At 60.6% G+C, this 25,765-nt stretch carries 25 protein-coding genes; 7 read left to right on the forward strand and 18 right to left on the reverse strand.

The annotated features are described in order from the left end of the window. Positions 1 to 466: 466 nt before the first annotated feature. The 3 genes from ABQX22_RS01625 to ABQX22_RS01635 form a co-directional block, all read right to left on the reverse strand. The gene (locus ABQX22_RS01625; protein WP_349795821.1) at positions 467 to 1,573 is read right to left on the reverse strand and encodes an NADH:flavin oxidoreductase/NADH oxidase; all 1,107 of its coding nucleotides are present in this window, start codon (positions 1,571 to 1,573) and stop codon (positions 467 to 469) included. A gap of 114 nt (positions 1,574 to 1,687) precedes the next feature. After that, positions 1,688 to 3,403, reverse strand: coding sequence for a single-stranded-DNA-specific exonuclease RecJ (recJ, locus tag ABQX22_RS01630; protein ID WP_349795823.1), 1,716 nt, complete (start codon positions 3,401 to 3,403; stop codon positions 1,688 to 1,690). Positions 3,404 to 3,457: 54 nt separating this feature from the next. Beyond that, complete coding sequence (locus ABQX22_RS01635; protein WP_349795825.1) at positions 3,458 to 4,000, reverse strand: YaeQ family protein; 543 nt, start codon at positions 3,998 to 4,000, stop codon at positions 3,458 to 3,460. Positions 4,001 to 4,301: 301 nt separating this feature from the next. Between ABQX22_RS01635 and ABQX22_RS01640 the strand changes: the two genes are divergently transcribed. After that, positions 4,302 to 5,126, forward strand: coding sequence for a TIGR02285 family protein (locus ABQX22_RS01640; RefSeq protein WP_349795827.1), 825 nt, complete (start codon positions 4,302 to 4,304; stop codon positions 5,124 to 5,126). A 404-nt stretch (positions 5,127 to 5,530) separates the two neighbouring features. Here the strand turns inward: ABQX22_RS01640 and ABQX22_RS01645 are convergent, their stop codons facing one another. From ABQX22_RS01645 to ffh, 11 genes are all read right to left on the reverse strand, one after another. Next, positions 5,531 to 5,818, reverse strand: coding sequence for a DUF3509 domain-containing protein (locus ABQX22_RS01645; RefSeq protein WP_349795829.1), 288 nt, complete (start codon positions 5,816 to 5,818; stop codon positions 5,531 to 5,533). Positions 5,819 to 5,916: 98 nt separating this feature from the next. Beyond that, positions 5,917 to 8,091 (reverse strand): transporter substrate-binding domain-containing protein, encoded by a 2,175-nt coding sequence (locus ABQX22_RS01650; protein WP_349795831.1) that lies wholly within the window; start codon positions 8,089 to 8,091, stop codon positions 5,917 to 5,919. A 101-nt stretch (positions 8,092 to 8,192) separates the two neighbouring features. After that, positions 8,193 to 9,602: a threonine synthase gene (gene thrC, locus ABQX22_RS01655; RefSeq protein ID WP_349795833.1), complete on the reverse strand. Its 1,410-nt coding sequence runs from the start codon at positions 9,600 to 9,602 to the stop codon at positions 8,193 to 8,195. Positions 9,603 to 9,710: 108 nt separating this feature from the next. Then, positions 9,711 to 11,015: a homoserine dehydrogenase gene (locus tag ABQX22_RS01660; RefSeq protein WP_349795835.1), complete on the reverse strand. Its 1,305-nt coding sequence runs from the start codon at positions 11,013 to 11,015 to the stop codon at positions 9,711 to 9,713. Between the two features lie 133 nt (positions 11,016 to 11,148). Beyond that, the gene (locus ABQX22_RS01665) at positions 11,149 to 11,889 is read right to left on the reverse strand and encodes a thioredoxin fold domain-containing protein (protein ID WP_349795837.1); all 741 of its coding nucleotides are present in this window, start codon (positions 11,887 to 11,889) and stop codon (positions 11,149 to 11,151) included. A gap of 164 nt (positions 11,890 to 12,053) precedes the next feature. Then, a complete protein-coding gene (gene xerD, locus ABQX22_RS01670; protein ID WP_349795839.1) occupies positions 12,054 to 12,950 on the reverse strand; it encodes a site-specific tyrosine recombinase XerD in 897 nt (298 codons plus the stop codon). 236 nt (positions 12,951 to 13,186) lie between these two features. Beyond that, complete coding sequence (rplS, locus tag ABQX22_RS01675) at positions 13,187 to 13,537, reverse strand: 50S ribosomal protein L19 (protein WP_003175895.1); 351 nt, start codon at positions 13,535 to 13,537, stop codon at positions 13,187 to 13,189. Positions 13,538 to 13,580: 43 nt separating this feature from the next. Continuing rightward, positions 13,581 to 14,324, reverse strand: coding sequence for a tRNA (guanosine(37)-N1)-methyltransferase TrmD (gene trmD / locus ABQX22_RS01680; RefSeq protein ID WP_441005235.1), 744 nt, complete (start codon positions 14,322 to 14,324; stop codon positions 13,581 to 13,583). 12 nt (positions 14,325 to 14,336) lie between these two features. Then, positions 14,337 to 14,873, reverse strand: coding sequence for a ribosome maturation factor RimM (gene rimM, locus ABQX22_RS01685; RefSeq protein WP_349795851.1), 537 nt, complete (start codon positions 14,871 to 14,873; stop codon positions 14,337 to 14,339). A gap of 5 nt (positions 14,874 to 14,878) precedes the next feature. Further along, entirely contained in the window at positions 14,879 to 15,130 is a 252-nt protein-coding gene (gene rpsP, locus ABQX22_RS01690; RefSeq protein ID WP_081565778.1) for a 30S ribosomal protein S16, read from the reverse strand. 248 nt (positions 15,131 to 15,378) lie between these two features. After that, positions 15,379 to 16,755, reverse strand: a complete 1,377-nt coding sequence (ffh, locus tag ABQX22_RS01695) for a signal recognition particle protein (RefSeq protein WP_349795852.1) — start codon at positions 16,753 to 16,755, stop codon at positions 15,379 to 15,381. Positions 16,756 to 17,025: 270 nt separating this feature from the next. Between ffh and ABQX22_RS01700 the strand changes: the two genes are divergently transcribed. The 3 genes from ABQX22_RS01700 to ABQX22_RS01710 all read left to right on the forward strand — a co-directional run bounded on the left by ABQX22_RS01700 (position 17,026) and on the right by ABQX22_RS01710 (position 20,543). Beyond that, entirely contained in the window at positions 17,026 to 17,829 is an 804-nt protein-coding gene (locus ABQX22_RS01700; protein ID WP_349795853.1) for a cytochrome C assembly family protein, read from the forward strand. Positions 17,830 to 17,841: 12 nt separating this feature from the next. Further along, positions 17,842 to 19,086 (forward strand): transporter associated domain-containing protein, encoded by a 1,245-nt coding sequence (locus tag ABQX22_RS01705; protein WP_349795855.1) that lies wholly within the window; start codon positions 17,842 to 17,844, stop codon positions 19,084 to 19,086. 134 nt (positions 19,087 to 19,220) lie between these two features. Beyond that, positions 19,221 to 20,543, forward strand: a complete 1,323-nt coding sequence (locus tag ABQX22_RS01710; protein ID WP_349795857.1) for an MFS transporter — start codon at positions 19,221 to 19,223, stop codon at positions 20,541 to 20,543. Positions 20,544 to 20,709: 166 nt separating this feature from the next. Here ABQX22_RS01710 and purT read toward each other — a convergent pair whose 3' ends face one another. From purT to ABQX22_RS01730, 4 genes are all read right to left on the reverse strand, one after another. Further along, positions 20,710 to 21,891, reverse strand: coding sequence for a formate-dependent phosphoribosylglycinamide formyltransferase (purT, locus tag ABQX22_RS01715; protein ID WP_349795859.1), 1,182 nt, complete (start codon positions 21,889 to 21,891; stop codon positions 20,710 to 20,712). A 215-nt stretch (positions 21,892 to 22,106) separates the two neighbouring features. Then, a complete protein-coding gene (locus ABQX22_RS01720; RefSeq protein ID WP_349795861.1) occupies positions 22,107 to 22,319 on the reverse strand; it encodes a DUF1289 domain-containing protein in 213 nt (70 codons plus the stop codon). After that, a complete protein-coding gene (locus tag ABQX22_RS01725) occupies positions 22,319 to 22,843 on the reverse strand; it encodes a gamma carbonic anhydrase family protein (RefSeq protein ID WP_349795863.1) in 525 nt (174 codons plus the stop codon). The genes ABQX22_RS01720 and ABQX22_RS01725 overlap by 1 nt, the downstream gene beginning before the upstream one ends. Positions 22,844 to 22,908: 65 nt before the next feature. Beyond that, a complete protein-coding gene (locus ABQX22_RS01730) occupies positions 22,909 to 23,520 on the reverse strand; it encodes a CoA pyrophosphatase (protein ID WP_349795865.1) in 612 nt (203 codons plus the stop codon). Between the two features lie 158 nt (positions 23,521 to 23,678). On the opposite strand from ABQX22_RS01730, the gene ABQX22_RS01735 reads away from it, so the two are divergent. The 3 genes from ABQX22_RS01735 (at position 23,679) to ABQX22_RS01745 (ending at position 25,734) form a co-directional block, all read left to right on the forward strand. Beyond that, entirely contained in the window at positions 23,679 to 24,230 is a 552-nt protein-coding gene (locus ABQX22_RS01735) for an NUDIX hydrolase (RefSeq protein ID WP_349795867.1), read from the forward strand. 49 nt (positions 24,231 to 24,279) lie between these two features. Continuing rightward, complete coding sequence (locus ABQX22_RS01740) at positions 24,280 to 24,843, forward strand: L,D-transpeptidase family protein (protein ID WP_349795869.1); 564 nt, start codon at positions 24,280 to 24,282, stop codon at positions 24,841 to 24,843. Positions 24,844 to 25,002: 159 nt separating this feature from the next. Then, positions 25,003 to 25,734 (forward strand): GntR family transcriptional regulator, encoded by a 732-nt coding sequence (locus ABQX22_RS01745; protein WP_349795871.1) that lies wholly within the window; start codon positions 25,003 to 25,005, stop codon positions 25,732 to 25,734. Positions 25,735 to 25,765: the final 31 nt, after the last annotated feature.

The following is a 25,765-nucleotide window of genomic DNA, read 5'->3' on the forward strand; positions in this document are numbered from 1 at the left end:
CTGCCGCTGCGCGCCAGATCGCAGGCAAGCCAGCTCCCACGCCTTCGGCAGAAGCGGTTCATCGGGCCGAGAATCGATGATCGTCCCCACGCTCCGCGTCGCCACTGTGACGCGGAGTGTCATCTGATGCATGCCCACGCTGAGCGTGGGCATGCTCAGGATTGATGATGAACCCTGTTGGAGCGAGGCTCGCACGCGAAGGGTCTTCAGGCGCTGAGGTGCATCGTCCGTGCCGACCTTTTCGCGGGCAAGACTCGCTCCCACGGCCTTCGGCCAGAATCAAAAGCCCAAGCGCGCGCCGTTCCGCTTCTGCCCGGAGGGCGTGGGAGCTTGGCTTGCCAGCGATCGGCCGGGAACCGGTCGTAAAATCTGACACTCCGTACTATCTGAACAAAGGCAAAGCGAGCACTAAAAGCGCTGTTAATCCTGTCCCGCAAGCTGGCCCGCGCTGCATTCTGGCGTCGGATCAATCGCGCAAATCAGACTCATGAATCGGCTGATCGCGATGGGTCGCGCGTTGGTACTGGGCCGGCCAGGTGGCTTTGCGGCCGCCCAGGTCTTCGTCGGCGCTCAGCGGCCAGTACGGGTCGCGCAACAGCTCGCGGGCCAGGAAGATCAAATCCGCCTGACCGGTGCGCAGGATGTGTTCAGCCTGAGCCGACTCAGTGATCATGCCCACCGTACCGCTGGCGATGTCCGCTTCCTGCTTCACGCGTTCGGCGAATCGGGTCTGATAACCCGGGCCTACCGGGATTTCCGCCTTGGCCGCCGTACCGCCTGACGAGACGTCGATCAGATCCGCGCCCAGGGTTTTCAAGCGACGCGCCAGCTCAACGGTGTCATCCGCATTCCAGCCGCCTTCGACCCAGTCAGTGGCGGACACGCGCACGAACAACGGCCACTCTTGCGGCCAGATCGCCCGAACAGCTTCGGTGACTTCGAGGGTCAGGCGGATACGATTCTCGAATGAGCCCCCGTACTGATCGGTACGCTGATTGCTGATCGGCGACAGGAACTGGTGCAGCAGGTAACCATGGGCCGCGTGGATCTCGACCACTTTGAAACCCGCGGTCAGGGCGCGCTTGGCGGAGTCCACAAAGGCTTGAATGATGTCCTTGATCTGCGCTTCATCCAGCGGTGTCGGCGCACGGTGGTTCGGGTCGAACGGGATAGCGGAGGCGCCAAACGCCTGCCAGCCACCCTGGTCCATCGGCACGCTGCCTTGCTGGTCGACCCAGGGACGCCAAGTGCTGCCCTTGCGGCCGGCGTGACCCAGCTGGATGCCGGCGACGGCGCCCTGGGCGTCGATGAAGCGGGTGATGCGCTGCAGCGGCTCGATCTGCTCGTCGTTCCACAAACCCAGGTCTTCAGGGGTGATGCGACCGTCCTCGGTGACCGCGGTGGCTTCGGTAAAAATCAGCCCGGCGCCGCCGACCGCGCGGCTGCCCAGGTGCACCAGATGCCAGTCGTTGGCCAGGCCGTCGACACAGGAATACTGGCACATGGGCGAGACCACGATGCGGTTGAGCAGGGTCAGTTGGCGAAGGGTGTAGGGTTCAAGCAGCAGGCTCATGGGGACCTCTCAAGTTGAAGAATCGGGTTCCAGGCACATTGTCTTTTCAGAACCGTGAGCCTAGTCGACAACCTGAGCGATCCGAGGGTTCCGACCGTCTGCGCTGCGCACCGGTCAGCGCGCAGACAGGTGCGCCACCAGCAGCTGAACCGTTTCATTGCCGCGGAATTCGTTGAGGTCCAGTTTGTAGGCCAGTTCGACCCAGCGAATCGTCGGGTTGGGCCAGACGTCACGGTCGACACCAAAGGCGATAGCGTCGAGCTTGACGCTGCCGCACTCGGTCTTGAGCACCATCTTCAAATGCCGCTCGCCGACGACGCGTTGCTCGACCAACTGGAAGACCCCGTGAAACAGCGGCTCCGGAAAATGCTGTCCCCACGGGCCGGCATTGCGCAGGGCGCGGGCCAGTTCCAGGTGAAACTCCTCCACCGCCAGCGTCCCGTCAGACAGCAAACGCCCGGTCAAGTCTTCTTCCTTGAGCTGGCGGCGTACTTCCTCATCGAACGCTTCGGCGAACGCCGGGAAGTTCTCGGCCGGAAGCGACAGCCCCGCTGCCATGGCGTGGCCGCCGAATTTGCTGATCAGCTCAGGGTGTTTCGCCGCCACAGCATCCAGTGCGTCGCGAATATGAAAGCCCGGCACCGAGCGCGCCGACCCCTTGAGCACGCCCTCCCCGGCGCTGGCGAACGCGATGGTCGGGCGGTGATAACGTTCTTTCATGCGCGAGGCGAGAATCCCGATCACGCCCTGGTGCCACTCCGCCTCATACAAACACAGGCCAAACGGCATGGACTCGATGGGCAGATCCTTGAGCTGCGCCAGTGCTTCGCGCTGCATGCCCTGTTCGATGGATTTGCGGTCCTGGTTCATCTCGTCCAGCTGCACGGCCATTTCCCGGGCGAGGGTTTCGTCGTCGCACAGCAGGCATTCGATGCCCAGGCTCATGTCGTCCAGACGACCGGCCGCGTTGAGCCGTGGGCCGATGATGAAGCCCAGGTCCGTCGAGGTGATGCGCGAGGGCTCACGCTTGGCCACTTCCAGAATCGCTCGCAGACCGGGCCGCGCACGACCGGCACGAATTCGCATCAGGCCTTGATGGACGAGGATGCGGTTGTTAGCGTCCAGCGGCACGACGTCAGCCACGCTACCCAGCGCCACCAGGTCCAGCAGTTCACCCAGATTGGGCTGGGCCTGACCGTTGGCTTCGAACCAGCCGATGTCTCGCAGCCGCGCACGCAACGCCATCAGCACGTAAAAGATCACGCCCACGCCGGCCAGCGCCTTGCTGGGGAAGGTGCAGCCGGGCTGGTTGGGGTTGACGATGGCGTCTGCGTCAGGCAACTCGTGGCCCGGCAAGTGGTGATCGGTGACCAGCACCTGCAACCCCGCTGCCTTGGCCGCCGCCACGCCATCGACGCTGGAGATGCCGTTGTCCACGGTCATCAGCAAGTCAGGGGTGCGTTCCAGGGCGACCTTGACGATTTCCGGGGTCAGGCCGTAACCGAACTCGAACCGGTTCGGCACCAGATAATCCACATGCGCGGCGCCCAGCAACCGTAAACCGAGCACGCCGACGGTGCTTGCCGTGGCGCCGTCGGCGTCGAAATCGCCCACGATCAGAATGCGCTGGCGCTGTTGCAGCGCAGTCACCAGCAGGTCCACCGCCGCGTCGATGCCCTTGAGCTGCTGATAGGGAATCAACCGCGCCAGGCCCTTGTCCAGTTCATCCTGCGAGAGCACGCCGCGCGCTGCATACAGCCGGGTCAGCAGGGGTGGCAGATCGCCGAGAAAGGGCAAGGTGTCGGGCAACAGACGAGCTTCAATGCGCATGCGGGTTCCAGGTGTTCCAAACGGATGGCGTGTGACGGTGTGGCCCGGCGTCGATCAGCCGCGCTCGCCGGCCAGCCATTGCAGCTGTACTTCGTGCTGGCCGCGATCGTCGGTCACGTACATCGTGCCTTCGTCGATCATCACGTCCCACTTGATGACGCGGGGCATGTCCTTGGCCAGCGTTTCCAGTACTTCCTGAGGGACGGAGGCGATGTTGACGTTCTTCAAGGTCTTGATCGCGGGGATCACCTTGCCTTCCCAGACACGCAGGCTGCCATAGGCAAGCAAGCTGGTGCGTTCGGTGCGACGAGAGCACCAGGTCAGGCGATCGGCGTCTGGCTGACCGACTTCGATCCAGTGCAGGACGCGGTCGTCGAGGCTTTTTTCCCACAAGGCAGGTTCGTCGACATCCGACAGACCCCGCCCAAACGCCAGGTGCTCGTTGTACCAGAAGGCGTAGGCAAGCAAGCGGACGGTCATGCGCTCTTCGGTTTCCGAAGGGTGCCGGGCGATGGTCTGTTTGACGCTCTCGTAGACCGAGCGATCAAGGTCGGTGAGATTGAGTTCGAACTTGTAGGTCGTGGACGGCTGGGCCATGAACGGGCTTCTGAAGACAGGAAAGGCGGCAAGTCTAACCGATGCAACCTCATTGAACGAACGAACTCGAAGGATCGGGCGACCGGCTGACATAAATAGAGGGTGCCGCGTCCTGCGAGCAATGCTTTACTCATGCCAGCGTTGTCGCTGTCAAATCCATGAACCACATCGCCGATGCCGTTTTAGCGAGATCGGCGCCTTCGGATTTCGGACTCATTTTCAGGGACTACAGCACTACATGGTCAAACGATCCTGGCGGCCTGCCCGGCCTTGTCTCTTTGTTTTGATGATGGCGACGACGGTGTTCGGCGCCCTCCCGCGTGAAAGCCAGGCCAAAGACACGCTGATCTGGGTGCTGCGGGACTTTCCGCCGTTGAACATCATTTCCGGGCCTTTGCAGGGCCAGGGCGCCATCGACAAACTGATGCCCGAACTGATCGCCCGGATGCCCGAATACGATCATCAGATCGTGCACGTCAACCGTGCCCGCGGGACGCAGATGCTTAACGACCCCGAGATCTTCGCCTGCGACCCGACGCTTCTGTGGACCGCTGAACGGGCGAAAACCATTTTGTTTTCCATCCCCATCTATGCCACGCCCGCCAACGGTCTGGTCACCGAACACAAACACGACGCGCTGTTGGCCCCGTTCGTCAGCGAAGACGGGCATATCGATCTGGCGGCCCTGCTGGCCAGCCATGCGGTGAAGGTCGGGATCGTTGCCGGACGCAGCTACGGCCCGGTCATCGACAACGTCCTGCAGCAATCGACGCGAGACAACATCGTCCTGCATTACGGCAATGCGGCGGTGGGCAGCATGTTGCAGATGGAGCGCGCGGGGCGGTTCCAGACCATGATCAGCTACTGGCCGGAAGCGCGCTTTCATGCGCAACAGCAGGGTATCCCGGTGAGCGACCTGGAATTCATCCCCGTCAAGGACTCGCCCAAATACCAGTTCGCCCATGTGGGCTGCTCGAACAGCGAGAAAGGCCGCCAGGCCATGGCGATCATCAACCGTGAAATGCGTGTGCTGCGCACGACCCGGCTGATTGGCTTCTACGCCGAGTGGATGGCCAGGCGCGAAGAGTATCTGGAAGACGCGAAGACGTTTTTTGCCAATCAGTGAGCGATTTGATGCTCGACGCCTGGCTGTAGTTTTGATTCTGGCTGGAGCCGTGGGAGCCTGGCTTGCCAGCGATCTGCCGGGAACCGGCCGTGAACTCGGCTAACCCGGTGATTCGGCGACCTGAGAGAGCTGCTTTGGGGCGGATTCTGCGCCCCTCGCGGGCAAGCCTCGCTCCCACGCCTTCGGCAGAAGCAGCAAGGCAGCAAGGCAGCAAGGCAGCAAGGCAGCGTTCTGCTCAAATCACAGGCAAAAAGAAACCCCGAGCAGCGGGGAGACTGTTCGGGGTAAACCGCGGCCCATTTGGGCCCGTACGACAGGTACCAATCACCGGAGCACAATGGTTGAACCTGCCGTACTCAATAGGAGCCTTGTTCCAGCCCAAGGTTCCCATCTGAGTGGACAATTCACCGTGCAGCGACGAACGCTGCGACCTGCGTCGCATTTTTCATGGCAGCGATCACGCAGGGTTCGATACGGCCTTCGGCAACCATCAAGTCGCGATGCAACCCGTCCACGACATCCGTCAGCTGGCGTCGGCCTGACAGCTGAGCGGCAGAAAACACACGTTCAATGACCGTCGCACCGGCTGCGGTGTGCAATGTCACCAGTCGCTCGCCTTGTGCGCCAGCAGGCCCGAGACGGGCTTGGTAAGGAGCCAGCGCTTCGCTGAGTAACAAGCTGATATTTTCCATCTGGATCACCACTCAACAGTTTGAATGCAAAGGTGCTAATCAATGACCATCGGCGTCACTGGAAAGTTCTTTCTGCCGTGCACTGGGGTGATGGCGCGTCACGGCGTGCTGGACTGATTCGCCTGCTCAGCCTGCCGCTGCGCCTCCTTGAGCTGCGCTTCCAGGTGCTTTCGCTCGGTGATGTCGATCCAACCACCGAGCAAGCCCTGCAACTGGCCGTCAGCGCGATGAAACGGCACTGTCCATTGATAGACGTCGACCGGCTTGCCGCACAGTTCCATGCTGCGATCGGCGAACACGGGCTGCTGGGTCTGTAACAACGTCAGGTAGTCGCCGTGCAACTGCTCAGCGCTGGACTTGGGAATCAGGTCCACATCAATCAGCCGCCGGCCGTTCATTTGCTCGAAGCTGATGCCGACGCTGTCCTCATAACTGCGATTGCAGGAAATCAGACGCCCCTGAAGGTCGCGCACATAAATGGGGTTGGGGATGCCGTCGAGCAGCGCCCGCTGGAACGCCAGCTGATCATTGAGTTGTTCTTCGGCCTGCAAGCGCTCACGTATCTGATGCTTCAAGCGGCTGCTCCAGCCGAACGACACCAGCACCATCAGCAACGCGACGACCACTGCCCAGAACACCCACGGCGGAATACGTTGCCAGATTGACGGCTGGGCAATCGTTGCACCCAGCCACTTGAGCCGGATGGCGCGCATCTCGGCGACCGGAAACTCTTCCAGCGCCTTGTTCAGAATGCTCAACAGCTCGGGCTGGGATTTGACCACCGAAAATCGATCGGGCGACCAGCGTCCCTCGACACTGCGCCCGACTTTCAGCTTGCCCGGCGGATACAGCCAGGCGGCGGCCTCGCTCTGGATGGTGGCCTGCGCCTCACCGGACTCCACCAGTCGCCGCGCCTCGTCGTAGGTCTGCACCAGGCGCAAATTGATGGCCGGGTACTCGCTGCGGATGGTCTCCTCCAGCGCGTGCCGGGCGGGCAATGCCAACACTTTCCCGGAAAGCGCCTGGAGACTGATCTTGGGCGAGTCGTCTTCGTGCACCACGAACACCCAGCTGTTGCCACCAAAGGAGTAAGTAAAATCGAGCAACTGCTTGCGTTCCGCCGTCTCGGCCAGGCTGGTATTCATATCGGCCTCGCCGCGTCGCAGGATGTCGAGGGTTTGCTGGGTCGAGGCGGTCGGTTTGTACACGAATTGCAGGCCGCTCATGCGCGAAATCCGGTTCAGCACATCGACATTCAATCCCACCCATTGACCATTGGCGGCCTGGTAGATGTAAGGGGGCAACTGGCCGGCAGCCACGGTGACCTGCGAATGACGGCGGATCCAGCGCTGTTCGAGGGGGCTGAAGTTCATGCGCTGGCGCAACAAGTCCGCGCCGAGACCCGCCGTCCATCGTCCCAGCACTTCCCGGGAAACGGACTCATCGAGGCTGCTCAAAGCGCCGTTCATCATGTTGAGCAGGCGCTGGTCGCTCTGGCGGGTGGCAAAGGCGAAGCCCACTGCAGGTAACGCGCCTTCGAATTTGATCTGCAATCCCAGGTACGGTCGCAGGGAGTTGTAGGACCGGACGATGACTTCGTTGCCGATGAACGCGTCAACGTCACCCTGCGCCAGGGCTTCGAGCGCGCTGTACAGGTTGGGCGCGAGGATGATGTCGCTGTCCGGATACGCCGCGTGCACCGTGTTCGCGTCGGCGTAGCCATCTAGCAGCACCACGCGTTTGCCTTTGAGCGACCCCGACAGACTGGCGTCATCTCCACGACCGACCACTACTGCACGGTCCGGCATGTATTCCTGGGTGAACGCCAGGTCTTTTACGCCCCGCTCAAACCCGTTGGCGCTGGTCAGCACATCAATAGCGCCGCCGCGCAACGCGGCAATGGCCTCTTCACGCTTGGCAAACCCGACCACTTCCACCGGGACCGACAGTTTGGCGCTCACCAGACTCAAGTAATCGGCGCTGAGGCCCTGATAACGGTTGCGGTCGCTGGTGATGTCCACTGGCTCATGGTCGGCGATGGCGATGCCCACACGAAGCGGCCCTCGCGCAGTCAGCCAGCGGCGGTCGGTGCCATCGAGCAGCAATGGCTGCAGCGTAAGAAAGGGGGCAACGAGCTTGAACGGCAGGCTTTGCGCTGCCATAACGACCTGACTCTGGATACCGCACAGCAGCAACAATGCTGCGGCCAGCATTCGGGTCATTGAGGGGTAATTCATGAACGCCTTGGTGGCGTACATCCTTGATTGCTTCACAGCCAGACTCATCCGTAAGGTGACTAATCCCCGAAGTGTGGCACGCACAAATGAGAAGGCCCGCCGAGTGGCGGGCCTGAAGTTGTTACACGAAGATACCCTTACAAGGGTTTGCCCCGGTTGCCGTGCTGGCTGACGAAGGCCTGCACGGCTTTGAGATCATTCGGGAGCACGGTGCAGCGTTCGTCTCGCTCGAACAAATCAGACAAATGTGCAGGCAGCTCGAGTGCTTTTCCTACACCGGCCTTGAGCACGGCCTCGGGGAATTTCACCGGATGCGCGGTGCCGAGGATCACCATCGGTGTGTCCAGGCTACGACGGCAGTCCCGCGCGGCTTTCACCCCAATCGCTGTGTGTGGGTCCAACAGTTCGCCGGTGCTGGCGAAGACCTCGGCGATGGTCTCGCAGGTCTGCTCGTCAGTGACGGCCAGTGAATCAAACAGTTTGCGGGTTTCGGTCCAGCGCTCTTCGTCGACGCTGAAGCCGCCACCCTGCTTGAAGTTGTCCATCAGCCCGGCGATCGCTGCGCCATTGCGGCCGTGCATATCGAACAGCAGGCGTTCGAAGTTCGACGACACCATGATGTCCATCGAAGGCGACAGCGTGGCGTGCAGGGTTTCCTTGACGTACTGATTGCCGCTCATGAAGCGGTGCAGAATGTCATTGCGGTTGGTGGCGACGATCAACTGGTTGATCGGCAGGCCCATGTTGCGTGCCAGGTAACCGGCGAAGATATCGCCGAAATTGCCGGTTGGCACCGAGAACGCCACCGAACGGGCCGGGCCGCCCAGTTGCAGCGACGCATGAAAGTAATAAACGATCTGGGCCATGATCCGCGCCCAGTTGATCGAGTTCACTGCGACCAGACGGGTCCCTTTGAGGAAGCCCTGGTCCGCGAAGCTGTTCTTGACCATTTCCTGGCAGTCATCGAAGTTGCCGTCGATGGCGATGTTATGGATGTTGTCGCCGAAGATGGTTGTCATCTGGCGACGCTGCACGTCCGAAACTCGGTTGTTCGGGTGTAGGATGAAGATGTCGACGTTGTCGCACTGGCGACACCCTTCGATGGCCGCAGAGCCTGTATCGCCGGAAGTCGCTCCGATGATCACGACCCGCTCGTCACGCTTGGCGAGCACGTAGTCCAGCAAGCGCCCCAGCAGTTGCAAGGCGAAATCCTTGAACGCCAGCGTCGGGCCGTGGAAGAGTTCGAGCACCCATTCATTGCCATTGAGCTGGCGCAGTGGCGCGATGGCGCTGTGGGTGAAGACGCCGTAGGTTTCTTCGAGGATTTTCTTGAAGTCGGCATCGGGAATGCTGCCGGTGACGAACGGACGCATGACCCGAAACGCCAGCTCGTGATACGGCAGGCCTGCCCAGGACGCGATTTCTTCCTGAGTGAAGCGCGGCAGGTTTTCCGGTACGTACAGGCCGCCATCACTGGCGAGACCCGTCAGCAGAACGTCTTCGAAATTCAGGGCCGGTGCCTGGCCACGGGTACTGATGTAGCGCATGTTTTCAAACCTTCGGTTTGAGCTGAAAGCTTCAAGCTGGAAGCTACAAGCTGGACTGCACGACTGGCGTCCCTCTTGCGGCTTGCCGCTTATAGCTTGCAGCTGCTGTTAATTAAGGTGTTCGACGCGGATGCGAACCACCGGTCCAACCACGTCCTGCAGGGCTTCGAGCGCCTGGATCGCATCATTCATGCGCTGCTCGACCACACGGTGAGTCAGAAGAATCATCGGCACCAGGCCGTCTTGTTCTTCGACTTCTTTCTGCATGATCGATTCGATGTTGATGCCACGCTCCGACAGGATGCTCGCCACTTGTGCCAGCACGCCCGGATGATCCTTGGCCTGAATGCGCAGGTAGTACGCGCTTTCGCAGGCTTCGATCGGCAGAATCGGGTGGGCGGACAACGAATCCGGCTGGAACGCCAGGTGCGGCACACGGTTCTCGGGATCGGTGGTCAGCGCACGCACCACGTCCACCAGGTCGGCCACCACCGAGGAGGCGGTCGGCTCCATGCCGGCGCCCGCGCCATAGAACAGGGTCGACCCGGCAGCATCACCGTTGACCATCACCGCGTTCATCACGCCATTGACGTTGGCGATCAGCCGGTCGGCGGGGATCAGCGTCGGGTGAACGCGCAGCTCGATACCGGCGGCAGTGCTTCGGGCAACACCCAGGTGCTTGATGCGATAGCCCAGCGCTTCGGCGTAGTTCACGTCGGCGGTAGTGAGCTGTGTGATGCCTTCGGTGTAGGCCTTGTCGAACTGCAGCGGAATGCCGAAGGCGATGGACGCCAGAATCGTCAGTTTGTGTGCAGCGTCGATGCCTTCGACGTCGAACGTCGGATCGGCTTCGGCGTAGCCCAGCGCCTGGGCCTCCGCCAGCACGTCAGGGAACGTACGACCCTTCTCGCGCATTTCGGTGAGGATGAAGTTGCCGGTGCCGTTGATGATGCCCGCCACCCAGTTGATGCGGTTGGCCGACAAGCCTTCACGAATGGCCTTGATCACCGGGATACCACCGGCGACGGCCGCTTCAAACGCAACGATCACGCCCTTCTCGCGGGCCTTGGCAAAGATTTCGTTGCCGTGCACGGCGATCAGCGCCTTATTGGCGGTGACCACATGCTTGCCGTTTTCGATGGCCTTGAGCACCAGTTCGCGCGCGACGGTGTAGCCGCCGATGAGCTCGATGACGATGTCGATTTCGGGATTGCTGGCCACGGCGAACACGTCGGTCGTGGTGGGGGTACCGGTAATCTGGCAATTGGGGTTTGGCGTACGCAGGGCAATTTGTGCCACTTCGATTCCACGCCCGGCGCGGCGGGCAATCTCCTCGGCGTTACGCTTTAGTACGTTGAAGGTACCGCCACCGACAGTCCCCAGCCCACAGATGCCTACTTTGACCGGTTTCACTATGAACTCCCCATAAAACGGCCGACTCGAGGCCGGCCGTGGCAACAGCCGCGGTTAACAGCGGCTTACTATTGATGAAGCGACAGCACGTGCGGCGCCTCAATGTTGGTCGCGGCGCACCGCAACCAGCAGATCACTTGACGCTGAGCGCCAGTTTGGCCACTTGCGGTGCGGGTTGGTAGCCCGGAATCACCTGACCGTCAGTCAGGACGATGGCCGGCGTACCGGTCACCCCGATCGACTGGCCCATTTCATACTGGCGGGTGACCGGGTTGTCGCACTTGGGCGCGGAAATGTTCTTGCCGTCGACCATGCGGTCCATGGCGCCGCGACGATCCTTGGAGCACCAGACCGCCTGCAGCTGTTCGTCGCCGGGCGAACCGAGGCCCTGACGCGGAAACGCCACATAACGAACCTCGATACCCAGCTTGTTCAGCGCAGGTACTTCGGCATGCAGCTTGTGGCAATACGGGCACGTGGTGTCGGTGAAGACGGTGATGTGGGATTTGGTTTCGCCGATCGCCGGGTAGACCACCATTTCACCGGCCGGGATGCCGTTGATGGTCTTGGAGATGGCCAGGCGCTCGGTCTTCTCGGTCAGGTTGACCGGCTTGCCGTCCTGAATCTGGAACAGGTAGCCCTGCATCACGAACTGGCCGTCGGGGCTGGCATAGAGCACGCGACCGCCTTTGAGTTTGACTTCGTACAGACCGTTCAACGGACTGCTGCCAATGCTTTCGACCGGCAACTCCAGATTGAGCGATTCCAGGGTTTTGCGAATGGCTTTGTCAGCCGCTTCGTCCGCTTGAGCGAACAGGCTGAAAGTACTTGCCAGCACAACTGCGGCGGCGGCAATAAAACGAGTCACGCGCATGAAAACTCCTCGAACGGTGGGCAGACGGGACATCGAAAACGCTGGGCATGGACGCCCGACAATGTTTTCTGCTGCTCCTGCCTGCGAAACCGGCAAAGCCTATCACATAAGGCCCGCAAGGCAGACGCCGTTGAAGTAAGACGCGTCGTAAATTGCAGTGGGGCTCAGCCCCGCGGATGGTGTTTGGCGTGCATTTCCTGCAGCCGGGCGCGGGCGACATGGGTGTAGATCTGGGTGGTGGAGAGGTCGCTGTGGCCGAGCAGCATCTGCACCACGCGCAGGTCGGCGCCGTGGTTGAGCAGGTGCGTGGCGAATGCGTGCCGCAGGGTGTGCGGTGACAGGGATTTGTTGATCCCCGCGACTTTGGCCTGGTGCTTGATGCGATGCCAGAAGGTCTGCCGCGTCATTTGGTCGCCCCGCTGACTGGGGAACATCACATCGCTAGGGCGCCCGTTCAGCAGTTCGTGACGCGCGTCGCGCATGTAGCGTTCAAGCCAGACGATGGCTTCCTCGCCCATGGGCACCAACCGCTCTTTGCTCCCCTTGCCCATGACCCTGAGCACGCCCTGACGCAGATTGACCTGTTCCAGCGTGAGGCTGATCAGCTCGGTGACCCGCAATCCACAGGCGTACAGCACTTCCAGCATCGCACGGTCGCGCTGCCCAATGGCTTCACTCAGGTCAGGCGCCGCCAGCAGCGCTTCGACGTCAGCTTCCGACAGGGATTTGGGCAGTGGCTTGCCGAGCTGCGGCATGTCGATTTGCAAAGTCGGGTCAACGGCGATCAGCTTTTCGCGCAGCAGGTAGCGATAGAACCCGCGCGCCCCGGACAGGAAACGCGCGGTAGACCGCGGTTTGTACGCGTTATCCACGCGCCAGGCCAGATGGTCGAGTATTGCGTCGCGGTTGATGCCCAGCAGGTCGATGCCCTTTTCCTGCAACCAGCCGTTGAATAACGTCAGGTCACTGCGGTAAGCATCGCGGGTGTTGTCAGAAAGGCCTTTCTCCAGCCACAGGGCATCGAGAAAACGGTCGATCATGGGGTGGTCGATGGCGGGCATGGGGTTCAGGCTTGAGCGGATGCGAAGGGTGGGCAGTCTTTCATATCCAGGGGCTCTACACAAAACCCGTGGGAGGGGCTTGCTCGCGACACGTTCGCACCCCCGATACATCTCTGTCGCTGGTTAGACGGATCGCGAGCAAGCTCCTTCTCACGGTTATGTGCACTAAAGCGTATTTTTGCCAGGCAACAAAAAAGCAGCCCGAAGGCTGCTTCTTTTGCATCTGGAAGCTGGACTTAAGCCAGTTTTTCCTTGATGCGAGCTGCTTTACCGGACAGGTCACGCAGGTAGTACAGCTTGGCTTTGCGAACGTCACCGCGACGTTTCACAGCCATGCTGTCGATTTGCGGGCTGTAGGTCTGGAAAGTACGCTCAACGCCAACACCGTTGGAGATTTTACGAACAGTGAACGCACTGTTCACACCACGGTTACGCTTGGCAATTACAACGCCTTCGAACGCCTGCAGACGCGAACGGTCGCCTTCCTTCACTTTCACCTGAACGACAATAGTGTCGCCCGGGGCAAAGGTAGGGATCTCTTTGGTCATCTGCTCTGCTTCGAGTGCAAGGATGATTTTGTTAGTCATGCTGTGCTCCTAAGGTAAATCATCAGGATTTACCATCGATACGTTAACTATCGTTCCGCTCGCGAAGGTAGTCCGCCAGCAGCTTCTTCTCTTCTCCAGAAAGCGAGCGGCTTTCCAGAAGATCGGCGCGTCGTTCATAGGTCCGCCCGAGGGACTGCTGTAAACGCCAACGCCGGATGTGTGCATGATTGCCACTAAGCAATACGTCGGGAACACGCTGATCCACATACACCTCCGGTCGGGTGTAATGCGGGCAATCCAGCAGACCGTCCGTGAAGGAATCCTCCTCCGCGGAGTCCGCATGCCCTAAAGCTCCAGGCAGCAGCCGTGTTACCGCATCTATCAGGACCATTGCCGGCAGCTCGCCGCCAGACAACACATAGTCACCAATGGACCACTCTTCATCGACATGAGCATCTATAAAACGCTCGTCAATGCCTTCATAACGACCTGCGATCAGGATGAGTGCTTCTTCCTGCGCCAGCTCGCGTACCGCAGACTGATCCAGCTTGCGGCCTTGTGGCGACAGGTAAATCACCTTCGCCGCCTCCCCCGCTGCCTGCCTGGCCTGAACCAGAGCATCTTCCAGGGGCTTGATCTTCATCACCATGCCCGGGCCACCGCCAAACGGGCGATCGTCCACAGTGTGATGTCGATCCGTGGTGTAGTCCCGCGGATTCCAACAAGTAAGCTGCAACAGCCCCTGTTTCACCGCGCGGCTGGTAATGCCGTATTCGCTGATGGCGGAAAACATCTCGGGAAACAAACTGATCACTTCTATGCGCAGGCTAGCCATTGCTTAGAAATCCGCGTCCCAATCCACCTTCATCTCGCCTGCATTCAGGTCGACTGCCAACACACACTGCGCCGTGTAGGGCAGCAAGCGTTCGCGATCATCCAGACTGCCAGCGCAGGGCTTGACCACAATTACGTCGTTCGAGCCGGTTTCAAGGAGATGATCGATCTGCCCGAGCAATTGCCCCAGGTGGTCGATGACCTTCAGACCAACAAGCTGGTACCAGTAGTACTCGCCGTCAGTCAGTTCAGGGAACAGGTTACGCGGCACGCAGATTTCAAAACCGGCCAGAAGACGAGCTTCTTCGCGGTCATCGAGACCCTTGAGCTTTGCGACCAGGAACTTGTCGTTCCCGCGTCCACTGACCAGCTCTACCTGTTTCACAGTGCCTTCGCGCTTGAGCGTCCAGGTTTTGTACTGCAACAGGTTTTCAGTCGGATCAGTAAAGGAATACACCTTCACTTCGCCGCGAACGCCATGAACAGAATAAATTTTGCCGATAACGATCAAATCATCAGCAACAGCTGGCGTCGCGTTCATATTGCTCAGGCCGCAGCCTTAGCAGATTCCTTCAACAGCGAAGCAACACGCTCAGAAGGCTGTGCACCAACGCTCAGCCAGTGGGCCAGACGCTCTTGGTTCACGGACAGACGGATTTCCTGACCACGGGCAACCGGGTTGAAGAAACCGATCTGTTCCTTGTGGGAACCGTCGCGTGGGTTACGGCTGTCGGTCACAGTCAGGTGGTAGAACGGGCGCTTCTTGGAGCCGCCAAGGGCAAGACGGATTGTTAGCATTGAGCAATTTCCTGTAGTCGGAGCTGCAAATCTAAAGATGCACAGCGGGCACGGGTGCCCGAAAGGCCGCATATTCTAAGGAAAATGCAAACTTTTGCAAACGACTTTTTAGGTCGAGTGCAAGTGTGTCATCCAGATTTGCCATGAGCCTGCCTTACAGGAAGGCCGGCGAATCCCCGCAAATGCGGGTCAGTGGGAGTGACCTCCCAAAGCAAGTGCGCGCGCAGGGCAACCTGCGCGCGGCGTAATTACATTTTTGGCATGCCGCCACGGGGCATCATGCCGCCCACGCCGCGCATCATTTTCGCCATTCCGCCCTTGGCGGAGAATTTCTTCATCATCTTCTGCATCTGTTTGTGCTGCTTGATCAGACGCCCGATGTCTTGCACCTGAGTGCCGGAACCCATGGCGATACGGCGCTTGCGCGAGCCGCTGATCAGCTCGGGGTCACGGCGTTCGCCCGGGGTCATCGAGTTGATGATGGCTTCCATCTGCTTGAACTGCTTCTCTGCCGCGCCCTGAGCGTTGCCCATCTGCGCCAGGTTCATGCCGCCCATGTTCGGCAGTTTGTCCATGAGTCCGCCCAGGCCGCCCATGTTTTTCATCTGCTGAAGCTGATCACGGAAGTCTTCGAGGTCGAAGCCCTTGCCCTTCTTCAGCTTCTTGGCCAGCTTGTCGGCCTTGTCCTTGTCGAGGGTCTGTTCGGCCTGCTCGATCAGGCTGAGCACATCGCCCATGCCCAGGATGCGCGAAGCAATACGGTCCGGGTGGAACGGCTCGAGGGCGTCGCTCTTCTCGCCCATACCGATGAACTTGATGGGTTTGCCGGTGATGGCGCGTACCGACAATGCGGCACCGCCACGGGCATCGCCGTCGACCTTGGTCAGGATCACACCGGTCAGCGGCAACGCATCGCCGAAGGCCTTGGCCGTGTTGGCGGCGTCCTGGCCGGTCATGGCGTCAACCACGAACAAGGTCTCGGCCGGCTTGACCGCCGCGTGCAGCGCCTGAATCTCGCCCATCATTTCGGCGTCGATGTGCAGGCGGCCGGCGGTGTCGAGGATCACGACATCAATGAACTTGAGCCGCGCTTCCTTGATGGCCGCTTCGGCGATGTCCACCGGCTTCTGGCTAAGATCAGACGGAAAGAACGTCACGCCGATGTCGTTGGCCAGGGTTTCGAGCTGCTTGATGGCCGCTGGACGGTAGACGTCCGCCGAGACCAGCATCACGGTCTTCTTTTTGCGTTCCTTGAGGAATTTGGCCAGCTTGGCCGCGGTGGTGGTTTTACCCGCACCCTGCAGGCCCGCCATCAGAATGACCGCAGGCGGTGTGACGTTGAGGGTCAGCTCTTCGTTGGCAGCCCCCATCATCTCTTCGAGTTCAGCCTGGACAATCTTCACGAACGCCTGGCCCGGGGTCAGGCTGCGCGACACCTCGGTACCGACCGCACGGTCCTTGATCTTGTTGACGAAGTCTTTGACCACCGGCAAGGCAACGTCGGCTTCGAGCAACGCCATACGTACTTCACGCAGGGTGTCCTTGATGTTGTCTTCGGTCAGCTTTGCCTTGCCAGTGACCTGGCGCAGGGTCTGCGAGAGACGATCTGTCAGATTTTCAAACATGCGCGATCCTTTAGGTTCGTGGCGAACCCCGGTTATGCGGCCGGCCCGTGAAGACTCTGTTATATAAAGCACCGGATGAACACAGTGCGGATGAACAGCGCTCGGCGAGCCTGTGGCTGGAACAGGTCGCGGATTATAGCGAAGAGTCTGCGTCACGGACACCACAGGGAGTCTGCTTATGTGGTCTTTCGTACGTGGTCTTTTGTGACGGGTCGGTTCTATGCCAAACTCAGCGCCTTTCGGGCACGCCCACCAGGATCTATGTTCCCCTTGTCACCCAGCCTGCTACCCAGTCTCGCCGCCGCCGTCCTCTACGCCGCTGCGACCGCTTATCAAGGCCTGCGCCTGCGCCAGGGCGCAAAGGTCGACAAATGGCTGCTGTGCCTGATCGGCACGCTGGCCGTCGCGTGCCAGGCCAGCGCCCTGGTCGGCCAACTGGTGCGTCCGATCGGCCTGGGCCTGGATTTCTTCAGCGCCGCCAGCCTGATTGCGGTCGCGGTCATCGTCGTGACGCTGCTCGCCTGCATTCAGATTCCGGTGGAGATCCTCCTGATCCTGCTATTTCCGCTTGGCCTGTTGACCACGCTGATGGCTCAATTTGCCCCGGCGGGCACACTGCAACCCATCGTTGCCGAGCAGGGCCTGATTGGCCACATCCTGCTGTCCATCCTCGCCTATGGCATGTTCACCATCGCGGTGTTCCAGGCGCTGCTGTTGCTGGTGCAGAATCGCCAGCTGAAAAACAAACACCCGTCCGGGTTGATCAAGAACTTCCCGCCGCTGCAGACCATGGAAAGCCTGCTGTTCGGCTTCCTGTGGGCCGGCTGGACGCTGCTGTCGATGTCGCTGATTTCCGGCTGGCTGTTTGTCGAGAACCTGTTCGCTCAACACCTGGTGCACAAGACGCTGCTGTCGATTCTCGCCTGGATTGTCTTCAGCGTATTGCTGTGGGGCCGTAGCCGCCTGGGATGGCGCGGGCACAAGGCCATTCGGTTGACCCTTGGCGGCTTTTGCCTGCTGATGCTGGCTTATTTCGGCAGCAAGCTGGTACGTGAATACATTCTGCACATCTGACGGGCGCTGATCATGGATAACCTGCCGATGGGCACGATGCTCGCAATTCTGGCGCTGCTGACGTTGTGGTCCGGACTGCTGACGGCAGTAGAGGCAGCTCATCATCAGCTGCGGGCCTTCGCTGCGAAAGCACGGATGAGCGACCCACCGAAGCCGACGCTGGCGTTCAACCTCAACAGCCTGATTCTGGCCAATACCATGATCAGAGCGCTGATCACGGTCGTCGCCACCCTCGTCGCCCTCAACACCTGGTACTTCAACGGCCCGACCATTGCCTGGCTGCTGGTCACCAGCGTGCTGCTGATCGTGGCCGAATTCATCCCGCGCAAACTGGCGGCTCGCCGTCCAGAATCCATTCTGTTGCTGGGCAACAGCTTGCTGCGCACGCCGATGCATTTGCTCAAACCCCTGACCTGGCTGTACAAAAACATCTCCAAATTGCTGCTGCGGCCCTTCCTGTCCAAGCGCCACGCCCACTCCCCGGTCGATGACGACGATGACGCTGGGGCCACGGTCTATCAGGAACACACCGTGCCGCAATCAGGCCGCGCGCAAGTGATCTCGGGGATTTATGCGCTGGACAGCATGACGGTCAACGACATCCTGGTGCCGCGCAGTGAAGTGGACGGCGTCAATCTGGATGAGAGCATCGAGCACATCACCGAACAGCTGATCATTTCGCGGCACACCCGCCTGCCGGTCTATCACAACGACATCAATCAGGTAGAAGGCGTCCTAAACACGCGGGTCATCAGTCACCTGCTGCCGCGCGGCCAGCTGACCAAGGAAGAGCTGATGGCCGCCTGCTACGAGCCCTACTTCGTCCCGGAAAGCACCCCGTTGCAGCTGCAATTGCTGAACTTTCACAAGCAACAGCGGCGCATGGGCGTGGTGGTCGACGAGTACGGTGAGGTCCTCGGCATCGTCAGCCTGGAGGACATTCTTGAAGAGATCGTGGGCGAGTTCGAAAGCGAGCAGTCGATGAAAAACCCGCACATCCACCCGCAGGCCGACGGCCGATTGGTGGTGGATGGCGCAGCCTCGATTCGCGACCTGAACAAAAGCCTGGGCTGGCACTTGCCGTCCGACGGCCCGAAGACGGTCAACGGCCTGATTACCGAAGCGCTGGAAAGCATTCCCGAAAGCTCGGTCTGCCTGAAGATTGGGCCGTATCGACTGGAAACCCTGGAAAGCGAGGATAACCGGGTCACGCGGGTCATGATGTGGCAGAACACCACGACCAAGGCCGTGCACTGAAACGGACGCTACCCATGCCCGGATACGGGCTAACCTGTTCACCGCAGCACCCAAAATAATTAACGTTTGCCCCAGCGCGTTCAAGATTTGTCGACGGCGCCTGACAGGCAACATGACAGCCCGGGGATACCCGCATGACGACAACTTCCGCCTATCAGCCGAGCGACGACACCGAGGCACGGCCTGCCAACTCCGCCACCCGGGTTGCGACGGCCAGCTTCATCGGCACCGCCATCGAGTTCTACGACTTCTACGTGTACGCCACTGCGGCGGCGCTGGTAATCGGCCCGGTGTTCTTCCCGCAAACGTCCAGTACCGCACAGATGCTGTCGGCGTTTCTGACGTTTGGCATCGCGTTCCTCGCACGCCCCTTCGGGTCGTTGCTCTTCGGCCACTTTGGCGACCGCATCGGACGCAAATCGACCCTGGTCGCCTCGCTGCTGTTGATGGGCGTGTGCACCACGCTGATTGGCGTATTGCCGGGTTATGACGTGATCGGCTCCTGGGCCCCGATTCTGTTGTGCGTGCTGCGCTTCGGGCAGGGCCTGGGGTTGGGCGGTGAGTGGGGCGGCGCGGCATTGCTCGCCACCGAAAACGCTCCCAAAGGCAAGCGTGCCTGGTTCGGCATGTTTCCGCAGTTGGGCCCCTCGATTGGGTTTCTCGCAGCCAACGGGTTGTTCCTCACCCTGGCCATGACGCTGGACGACGAGCAATTCCGCGCCTGGGGCTGGCGTGTCCCGTTCTTGCTCAGCGCGGTGCTGGTGATCATCGGTTTGTACGTGCGCTTGAAGCTGGAGGAAACCCCGGTCTTTGCCAAGGCCATGGCGCGTCACGAGCGGGTAAGAATGCCGGTCGCCGAGCTGTTTTCGCAGCACTGGGCGCCGATGCTGCTGGGCGCTGCGTCGATGGTCGTGTGTTACGCGCTGTTCTACATTTCGACGGTGTTTTCGCTCAGTTACGGGGTAAAAACCCTGGGTTACACGCGGGAAACCTTCCTCGCGCTGCTGTGCTTCGCGGTGCTGTTCATGGCCCTGGCGACCCCGCTCTCGGCCTGGGCGAGCGACCGCTTCGGACGCAAACCGGTGTTGATCATCGGTGGCGTGCTGGCGATTGCGTCGGGCTTTCTGATGGAGCCGCTGCTGACCTACGGCACCACGTGGGCAGTGGCGTTGTTTCTGTCCATCGAGCTGTTTCTGATGGGCGTGACGTTTGCCCCCATGGGTGCCCTCCTCCCAGAGCTGTTTCCTACGCAGGTGCGTTACACCGGTGCGTCAGCGGCCTACAACATCGGCGGCATCGTCGGCGCTTCCGTGGCGCCGTTCTTTGCGCAGAAGCTGGTGGAAATGGGCGGCCTGAGCTGGGTTGGCGGGTATGTGTCGGCGGCCGCGCTGCTCAGTCTGATTGCGGTGCTGTGCCTAAAGGAAACCCGCCATCGGGATCTGGATACCATCAGCTGATGCCTGACCTGTAGGAGCGCGCTTGCCCGCGAATAAGGTGTGTCAGATTCGATAGCACTCAATGACAGACCGCAATCGCGGGCAAGCGCGCTCCTACGGGGGATGGTTTCAATACTCAAACAAAAACGGCGCCCCGAGGGGCGCCGTTTTTCGTGGCGGTTAGCGCTTACAGCTGCACCTTCACCGCTCTTGATGCGCGAGTGGCTTTGGCGCGGGCGGCTTCGATGGACTCATCGCGAGCCAGCGCCACACCCATGCGGCGCTGACCGTTGACTTCCGGCTTGCCGAACAGACGCAGCGCGGTGTCGGGCTCGCTCAACGCTTGCTCCAGATTGGCAAACGCGGTCTGGGTCGACTTGCCGTCCACCAGGATCACCGCCGACGCCGAAGGCCCGAACTGACGAATCAGCGGGATCGGCAGGCCAAGAATGGCCCGTGCATGCAGCGCGAACTGGGACAAGTCCTGGGAAATCAGCGTCACCAGCCCGGTGTCATGGGGGCGCGGCGAGACTTCGCTGAACCAGACCTGATCACCCTTGATGAACAGCTCAACGCCAAACAGACCACGACCGCCCAGTGCTTCGGTGACCGCCTTGGCAACACGCTCCGATTCCGCCAGCGCTACCGGGCTCATGGCCTGTGGCTGCCAGGATTCCTGGTAGTCGCCGTTCTCCTGACGATGGCCGACCGGCGCGCAGAACGTGGTGCCACCGACGTGGCGCACGGTCAGCAAGGTGATTTCGTAATCAAAATCGATGAAGCCTTCGATGATCACGCGACCTTTGCCGGCGCGGCCGCCTTCCTGCGCGTAATCCCAGGCTTTCTGGATGTCGGCGTCGGTCTTGAGCAGGCTCTGGCCTTTGCCCGACGAGCTCATCACTGGCTTGACCACGCACGGGAAGCCGAGGTCTTCGACGGCTCGTTTGTAGGCTTCGAAGCTGTCAGCGAAGTGATAAGGCGAGGTCGGCAGGTCAAGCTCTTCAGCAGCCAGACGACGAATCCCTTCGCGGTTCATGGTCAGCAGCGCAGCGCGTGCGGTCGGAATCACGGTGAAGCCTTCGGACTCCAGCTCCACCAGGGTGCCGGTGGCAATGGCTTCGATTTCCGGGACGATGTAATGCGGCTTTTCGGCCTCGATCACGGCCCGCAAGGCTGCGCCGTCGAGCATGTTGATGACGTGGCTGCGGTGCGCGACCTGCATGGCGGGGGCGTTGGCATAGCGGTCGACGGCGATGACTTCGACGCCCAGGCGTTGCAGCTCGATGACCACTTCCTTGCCAAGCTCGCCGCAACCGCAGAGCAATACCCGGGTCGCAGTCGGCGACAGTGGCGTTCCGATTTGAGTCATGTCAGGTCCTCATGGAGCAGAAATCGAGGGCAACCCGCCGTGGGCGAGCAACCGCAGTGAAGAAAGGGCGCGCAATTTAACATGAAGCCCGGGGATTGGGGGTGGCGGCGGATAAGTGTAGTTGCATCCGTGTAGGAGCGCGCTTGCCCGCGATGACATCCTTATGCCAAATATAGGTGTGATGTCTGTTCAGTTTTTCGCGGGCAAGCGCGCTCCTACAGAAGAGAAGTCATCACCCCACTCGCCAGCGCCCGCTCATCGCACAGCCCTAACACTACACGCCGCGCAGCGTTGTCCATGCGGCCCCAGGCTGTAATCTCGGCACCGGTGCGCTGGCAACCGGTGCACACGTCCTGATCGTCCAGCGCACAAATATTCACGCAGGGCGAACGCACAGGCTTTTCGTTAGGGGCCGTCTCGGTGTTCATTACTCGTCCTGCGGAGCCAGGTCCCGCGCATAGCGTTGGGCGTTGAGGACGTAATGCGCAGCGCTGGCTTCCAGCATCCTCTTCTGCCCATCGGTCAGCTCGCGCACCACCCTGCCCGGCGACCCCATGACCAGCGAGCCATCGGGAATCACTTTGCCTTCGCCGATCAGCGAATTGGCGCCGATGATGCAGTACTTGCCGATCTTCGCGCCATTGAGGATCACTGAATTGATGCCGATCAGCGTGTTGTCGTCCACGTCACAGCCGTGAAGCATGACGTTATGGCCAATGGTCACGTTCTTGCCGATGTTCAGCGGCGAGCCCATGTCGGTGTGCATCACCGTCCCATCCTGAACGTTGCTGTTTTCGCCGATATGGATCAGCTCGTTGTCGCCGCGCAGCACGGCACCGAACCAGACGCTGGCGTTGGCCTCCAGCCTGACCTTGCCGATCAGCGTGGCGGTGGGTGCGACCCAGCTCTGCGGATGAGTCTCGACGCGGGAATCCCCCAGGCGGTATTTCATATTATTGTCCTCATGGCGCAACGGCCGCGGGCGAGCAATGGCTCGTGAGTGAATGAACGCAAGAATCAGGATTTCAGATTTTCGATGGCGGAGCGTTGCGGCGGTGTGTTCAGGCTTATGTTTGTGTCGTAGAGCACATTCATCAGCTCAACGATCATGATGGCGGTCAGCCCCCAGATCTTGTACTCGCCAAAACGGTAGCTCGGCACGTACCAGCTGCGGCCCTGGTAGTCGATGCGATGGGTGTGCTCCCGGGCGTCCTCGCGAAAAAACGCCAGCGGCACACTGAACACGGCGGCGATTTCATCATCGTTCGGCTTGTACTGGACGAAGTCGGGAATGAGCCCGACGTAAGGGGTGACTTTGATGCCGTGCTTGGAAATCAGCGGGCTCAGCGGACCGACCACCTCCACCAGCCCAGGCGGCAGGCCGATTTCTTCTTCGGCTTCGCGCAATGCCGTGAAGACCAGATCAGGGTCTTCGGGGTCGCGACGACCGCCCGGAAACGCCACTTCGCCACCATGGGTGGACAGGCCGCTGGCGCGCAGGGTCAGCACCAGTTCCGGTTCGTCACTGCGGGTGATCGGCAGGAGCACGGCCGCTTCGGGGAAGCGTGCATCGGAGGTGAGCGTGCCCGGCGTATGGCTTCCAATTCGGCGAATGATGTCGTCCAGCATGGGAAATCTCGATCTGTTGCCTACCCGGCATCATGCACCAAAGCGACGACCCGCCCAAGTCCTTGCAGGACAAGTTACCGACCTGGCCAAAAGCGCAGCTTGCCGATCACCCTCGGCGCGCGCCAAGATAGCCGCTGACTCAACAATCCGGTTCGATCATGAATTTCTGCAGCCATTGCGGCGAACAGGTCATCCAGCGCATCCCCGAAGGCGACAGCCGTTTGCGCTACGTGTGTGAGCACTGCCACACCATTCATTACCAGAACCCGAACATCGTGGCGGGCTGTCTTCCGGTTTGGGAAGGCAAGGTCTTGCTGTGCCGACGCGCTATCGAGCCGCGCCTGGGGTTCTGGACGCTGCCGGCCGGCTTCATGGAAAACGGCGAGAGTGTCGAACAGGCCGCTCGCCGGGAGACCGTCGAAGAAGCCTGCGCCACGTTGCGTAACCTGCAGCTGTACACGCTGATCGATGTGCCGCACATCAGTCAGGTCCACGTGTTCTATCGCGCCGAGATGCTGAATCTGGACTTTGCCGCAGGCATTGAAAGCCTGGAGGTCCGGCTGTTCGACGAAGCCGACATACCGTGGAGCGAGCTGGCTTTCCACACGGTCAGGCGTACCCTAGAATGCTACTTCGCTGACCGGCTCACCGGCGTGTTTCCGGTGCATACCGATTGCCTGCCGACGTCGCGCCCCGTCATGACCACCTGATCAATAACCGACGCGCGAGCTGTTCGCGGTCTTCATGGATACCGTCTCGATGCGTTGGTTGCTTGCCCTTTTCTGTCTGTCGTTCGTTTCGCTGTCGCAGGCTTCGTTCACGCAGACCATCGTCCCCAAAGGCAGTGAACAGAAGTTCATTGGCAACAAGGTCATCAATACCGAAAACATCGCCGATCGCACCATCGACAAAGTGCTGGTGCTCAAGTCCGCGCATCAGTTGCAGTTGATCAGCAAGGGCGAGGCGCTCAAGACGTATCGGGTGTCGCTGGGCAAAGCGCCCAAGGGCACCAAGCTTCAGGAAGGCGATCAACGCACCCCGGAAGGCTTCTATTGGCTGGACTGGCGCAAGACCAGCGATAACTACAACCTGTCGATGCACATTTCCTACCCCAACATCACCGACTCGGCCCGCGCCCGACGCGAAGGCGTGAACCCCGGCAGCATGATCATGATCCACGGAACGCCGGTGGATGAGCAGTACCCCGAGTGGTATTTCCAGACACTGGACTGGACCAACGGCTGCATCGCCATGAAGAACAGCGATATCCGTGAGGTGTGGGATCTGGTGAAGGACGGGACGATGATTGAGATTCGGCCTTAGAACACCTGATGTTCAGCAGCTAACGCGCGCTGGTGAGGCAGCGGTCAAGTCACCAGCCAGTGACAACAAATCCTATCAATGGCATTGACGTGGTATTCAAGTGGTATTAGTTTTCGGGGCATTGTCCGAGAATAAATACAACGACTTCGGAAACCACTCATGCACTCGATCCTATCCTTGCGACCCGACGACACCCAGGCCACGCCTCTTTATCTGCAACTGGCGCGCAATCTGGAAGCGGCGATTCATTCCGGCCAATGGAAAGCCGATCAAGCGCTGCCCTCCGAGCGCAGCCTGAGTGAAACCCTCAGCATCTCCCGCGTCACGGCACGCAAAGCCCTTGAAGTGCTCTTCGAACAAGGCCTCATTCGGCGCAACCAGGGCTCCGGCACCTTCATCACCCCACGCCTTGAGCAACCGCTTTCACGCCTGTCCAGCTTCAGCGAAATGCTGCGCCTCAAGGGTTTTACGCCGAGTTCGCAATGGCTGGAGCGCGAGATCACGTTGCCCACCCATGAGCAACTGATTCGCCTGAGCCTTTCGCCGTCTGACAACGTTGCGCGCCTGAAACGTCTGCGCAAGGCCGATGGCATTGTCATGGCGGTCGAAATGAGCGCCCTGCCCGCCTCCTTGCTCCCTGATCCCCTTGCCATCGGCGATTCGCTGTATGCGCATCTGGATGCGATTGGCCGGCCGGTGGTGCGTGCGCTGCAACACATCCGCGCGGTGAACGCATCGGCTCAGATGGCGGAACTGGTCGGGATCGAAACCGGCACCGCCATGCTGCTGATGACGCGGATTGGATTTCTCGCAGACAACACGCCCATCGAACTGACCGACACCTACTGCCGCGATGACTACTACGACTTCGTCGCCGAGTTGCGCCGTTAAGGCGTTGAGCCGCGCGTTGAAAAAAACCGGA

Source organism: Xanthomonas sp. WHRI 1810A (genome assembly GCF_040202885.1).
In the GTDB taxonomy this organism is placed as follows: Bacteria; Pseudomonadota; Gammaproteobacteria; order Pseudomonadales; family Pseudomonadaceae; genus Aquipseudomonas.

Bases quoted from the DNA above. Each gene is read 5' to 3' on its own strand.
- ABQX22_RS01625 (WP_349795821.1), bottom strand. From the start codon at position 1,573: ATGAGCCTGCTGCTTGAACCCTACACCCTTCGCCAACTGACCCTGCTC.
- recJ (WP_349795823.1), bottom strand. From the start codon at position 3,403: ATGCGCATTGAAGCTCGTCTGTTGCCCGACACCTTGCCCTTTCTCGGC.
- ABQX22_RS01635 (WP_349795825.1), bottom strand. From the start codon at position 4,000: ATGGCCCAGCCGTCCACGACCTACAAGTTCGAACTCAATCTCACCGAC.
- ABQX22_RS01645 (WP_349795829.1), bottom strand. From the start codon at position 5,818: ATGGAAAATATCAGCTTGTTACTCAGCGAAGCGCTGGCTCCTTACCAA.
- thrC (WP_349795833.1), bottom strand. From the start codon at position 9,602: ATGCGCTACATCAGTACCCGTGGCCAGGCACCGGCCCTGAATTTCGAA.
- ABQX22_RS01665 (WP_349795837.1), bottom strand. From the start codon at position 11,889: ATGCGCGTGACTCGTTTTATTGCCGCCGCCGCAGTTGTGCTGGCAAGT.
- xerD (WP_349795839.1), bottom strand. From the start codon at position 12,950: ATGCCCGCCATCGACCACCCCATGATCGACCGTTTTCTCGATGCCCTG.
- rplS (WP_003175895.1), bottom strand. From the start codon at position 13,537: ATGACTAACAAAATCATCCTTGCACTCGAAGCAGAGCAGATGACCAAA.
- rimM (WP_349795851.1), bottom strand. From the start codon at position 14,873: ATGAACGCGACGCCAGCTGTTGCTGATGATTTGATCGTTATCGGCAAA.
- rpsP (WP_081565778.1), bottom strand. From the start codon at position 15,130: ATGCTAACAATCCGTCTTGCCCTTGGCGGCTCCAAGAAGCGCCCGTTC.
- ffh (WP_349795852.1), bottom strand. From the start codon at position 16,755: ATGTTTGAAAATCTGACAGATCGTCTCTCGCAGACCCTGCGCCAGGTC.
- ABQX22_RS01705 (WP_349795855.1), top strand. From the start codon at position 17,842: ATGGATAACCTGCCGATGGGCACGATGCTCGCAATTCTGGCGCTGCTG.
- ABQX22_RS01710 (WP_349795857.1), top strand. From the start codon at position 19,221: ATGACGACAACTTCCGCCTATCAGCCGAGCGACGACACCGAGGCACGG.
- purT (WP_349795859.1), bottom strand. From the start codon at position 21,891: ATGACTCAAATCGGAACGCCACTGTCGCCGACTGCGACCCGGGTATTG.
- ABQX22_RS01720 (WP_349795861.1), bottom strand. From the start codon at position 22,319: ATGAACACCGAGACGGCCCCTAACGAAAAGCCTGTGCGTTCGCCCTGC.
- ABQX22_RS01725 (WP_349795863.1), bottom strand. From the start codon at position 22,843: ATGAAATACCGCCTGGGGGATTCCCGCGTCGAGACTCATCCGCAGAGC.
- ABQX22_RS01730 (WP_349795865.1), bottom strand. From the start codon at position 23,520: ATGCTGGACGACATCATTCGCCGAATTGGAAGCCATACGCCGGGCACG.
- ABQX22_RS01735 (WP_349795867.1), top strand. From the start codon at position 23,679: ATGAATTTCTGCAGCCATTGCGGCGAACAGGTCATCCAGCGCATCCCC.
- ABQX22_RS01740 (WP_349795869.1), top strand. From the start codon at position 24,280: ATGCGTTGGTTGCTTGCCCTTTTCTGTCTGTCGTTCGTTTCGCTGTCG.
- ABQX22_RS01745 (WP_349795871.1), top strand. From the start codon at position 25,003: ATGCACTCGATCCTATCCTTGCGACCCGACGACACCCAGGCCACGCCT.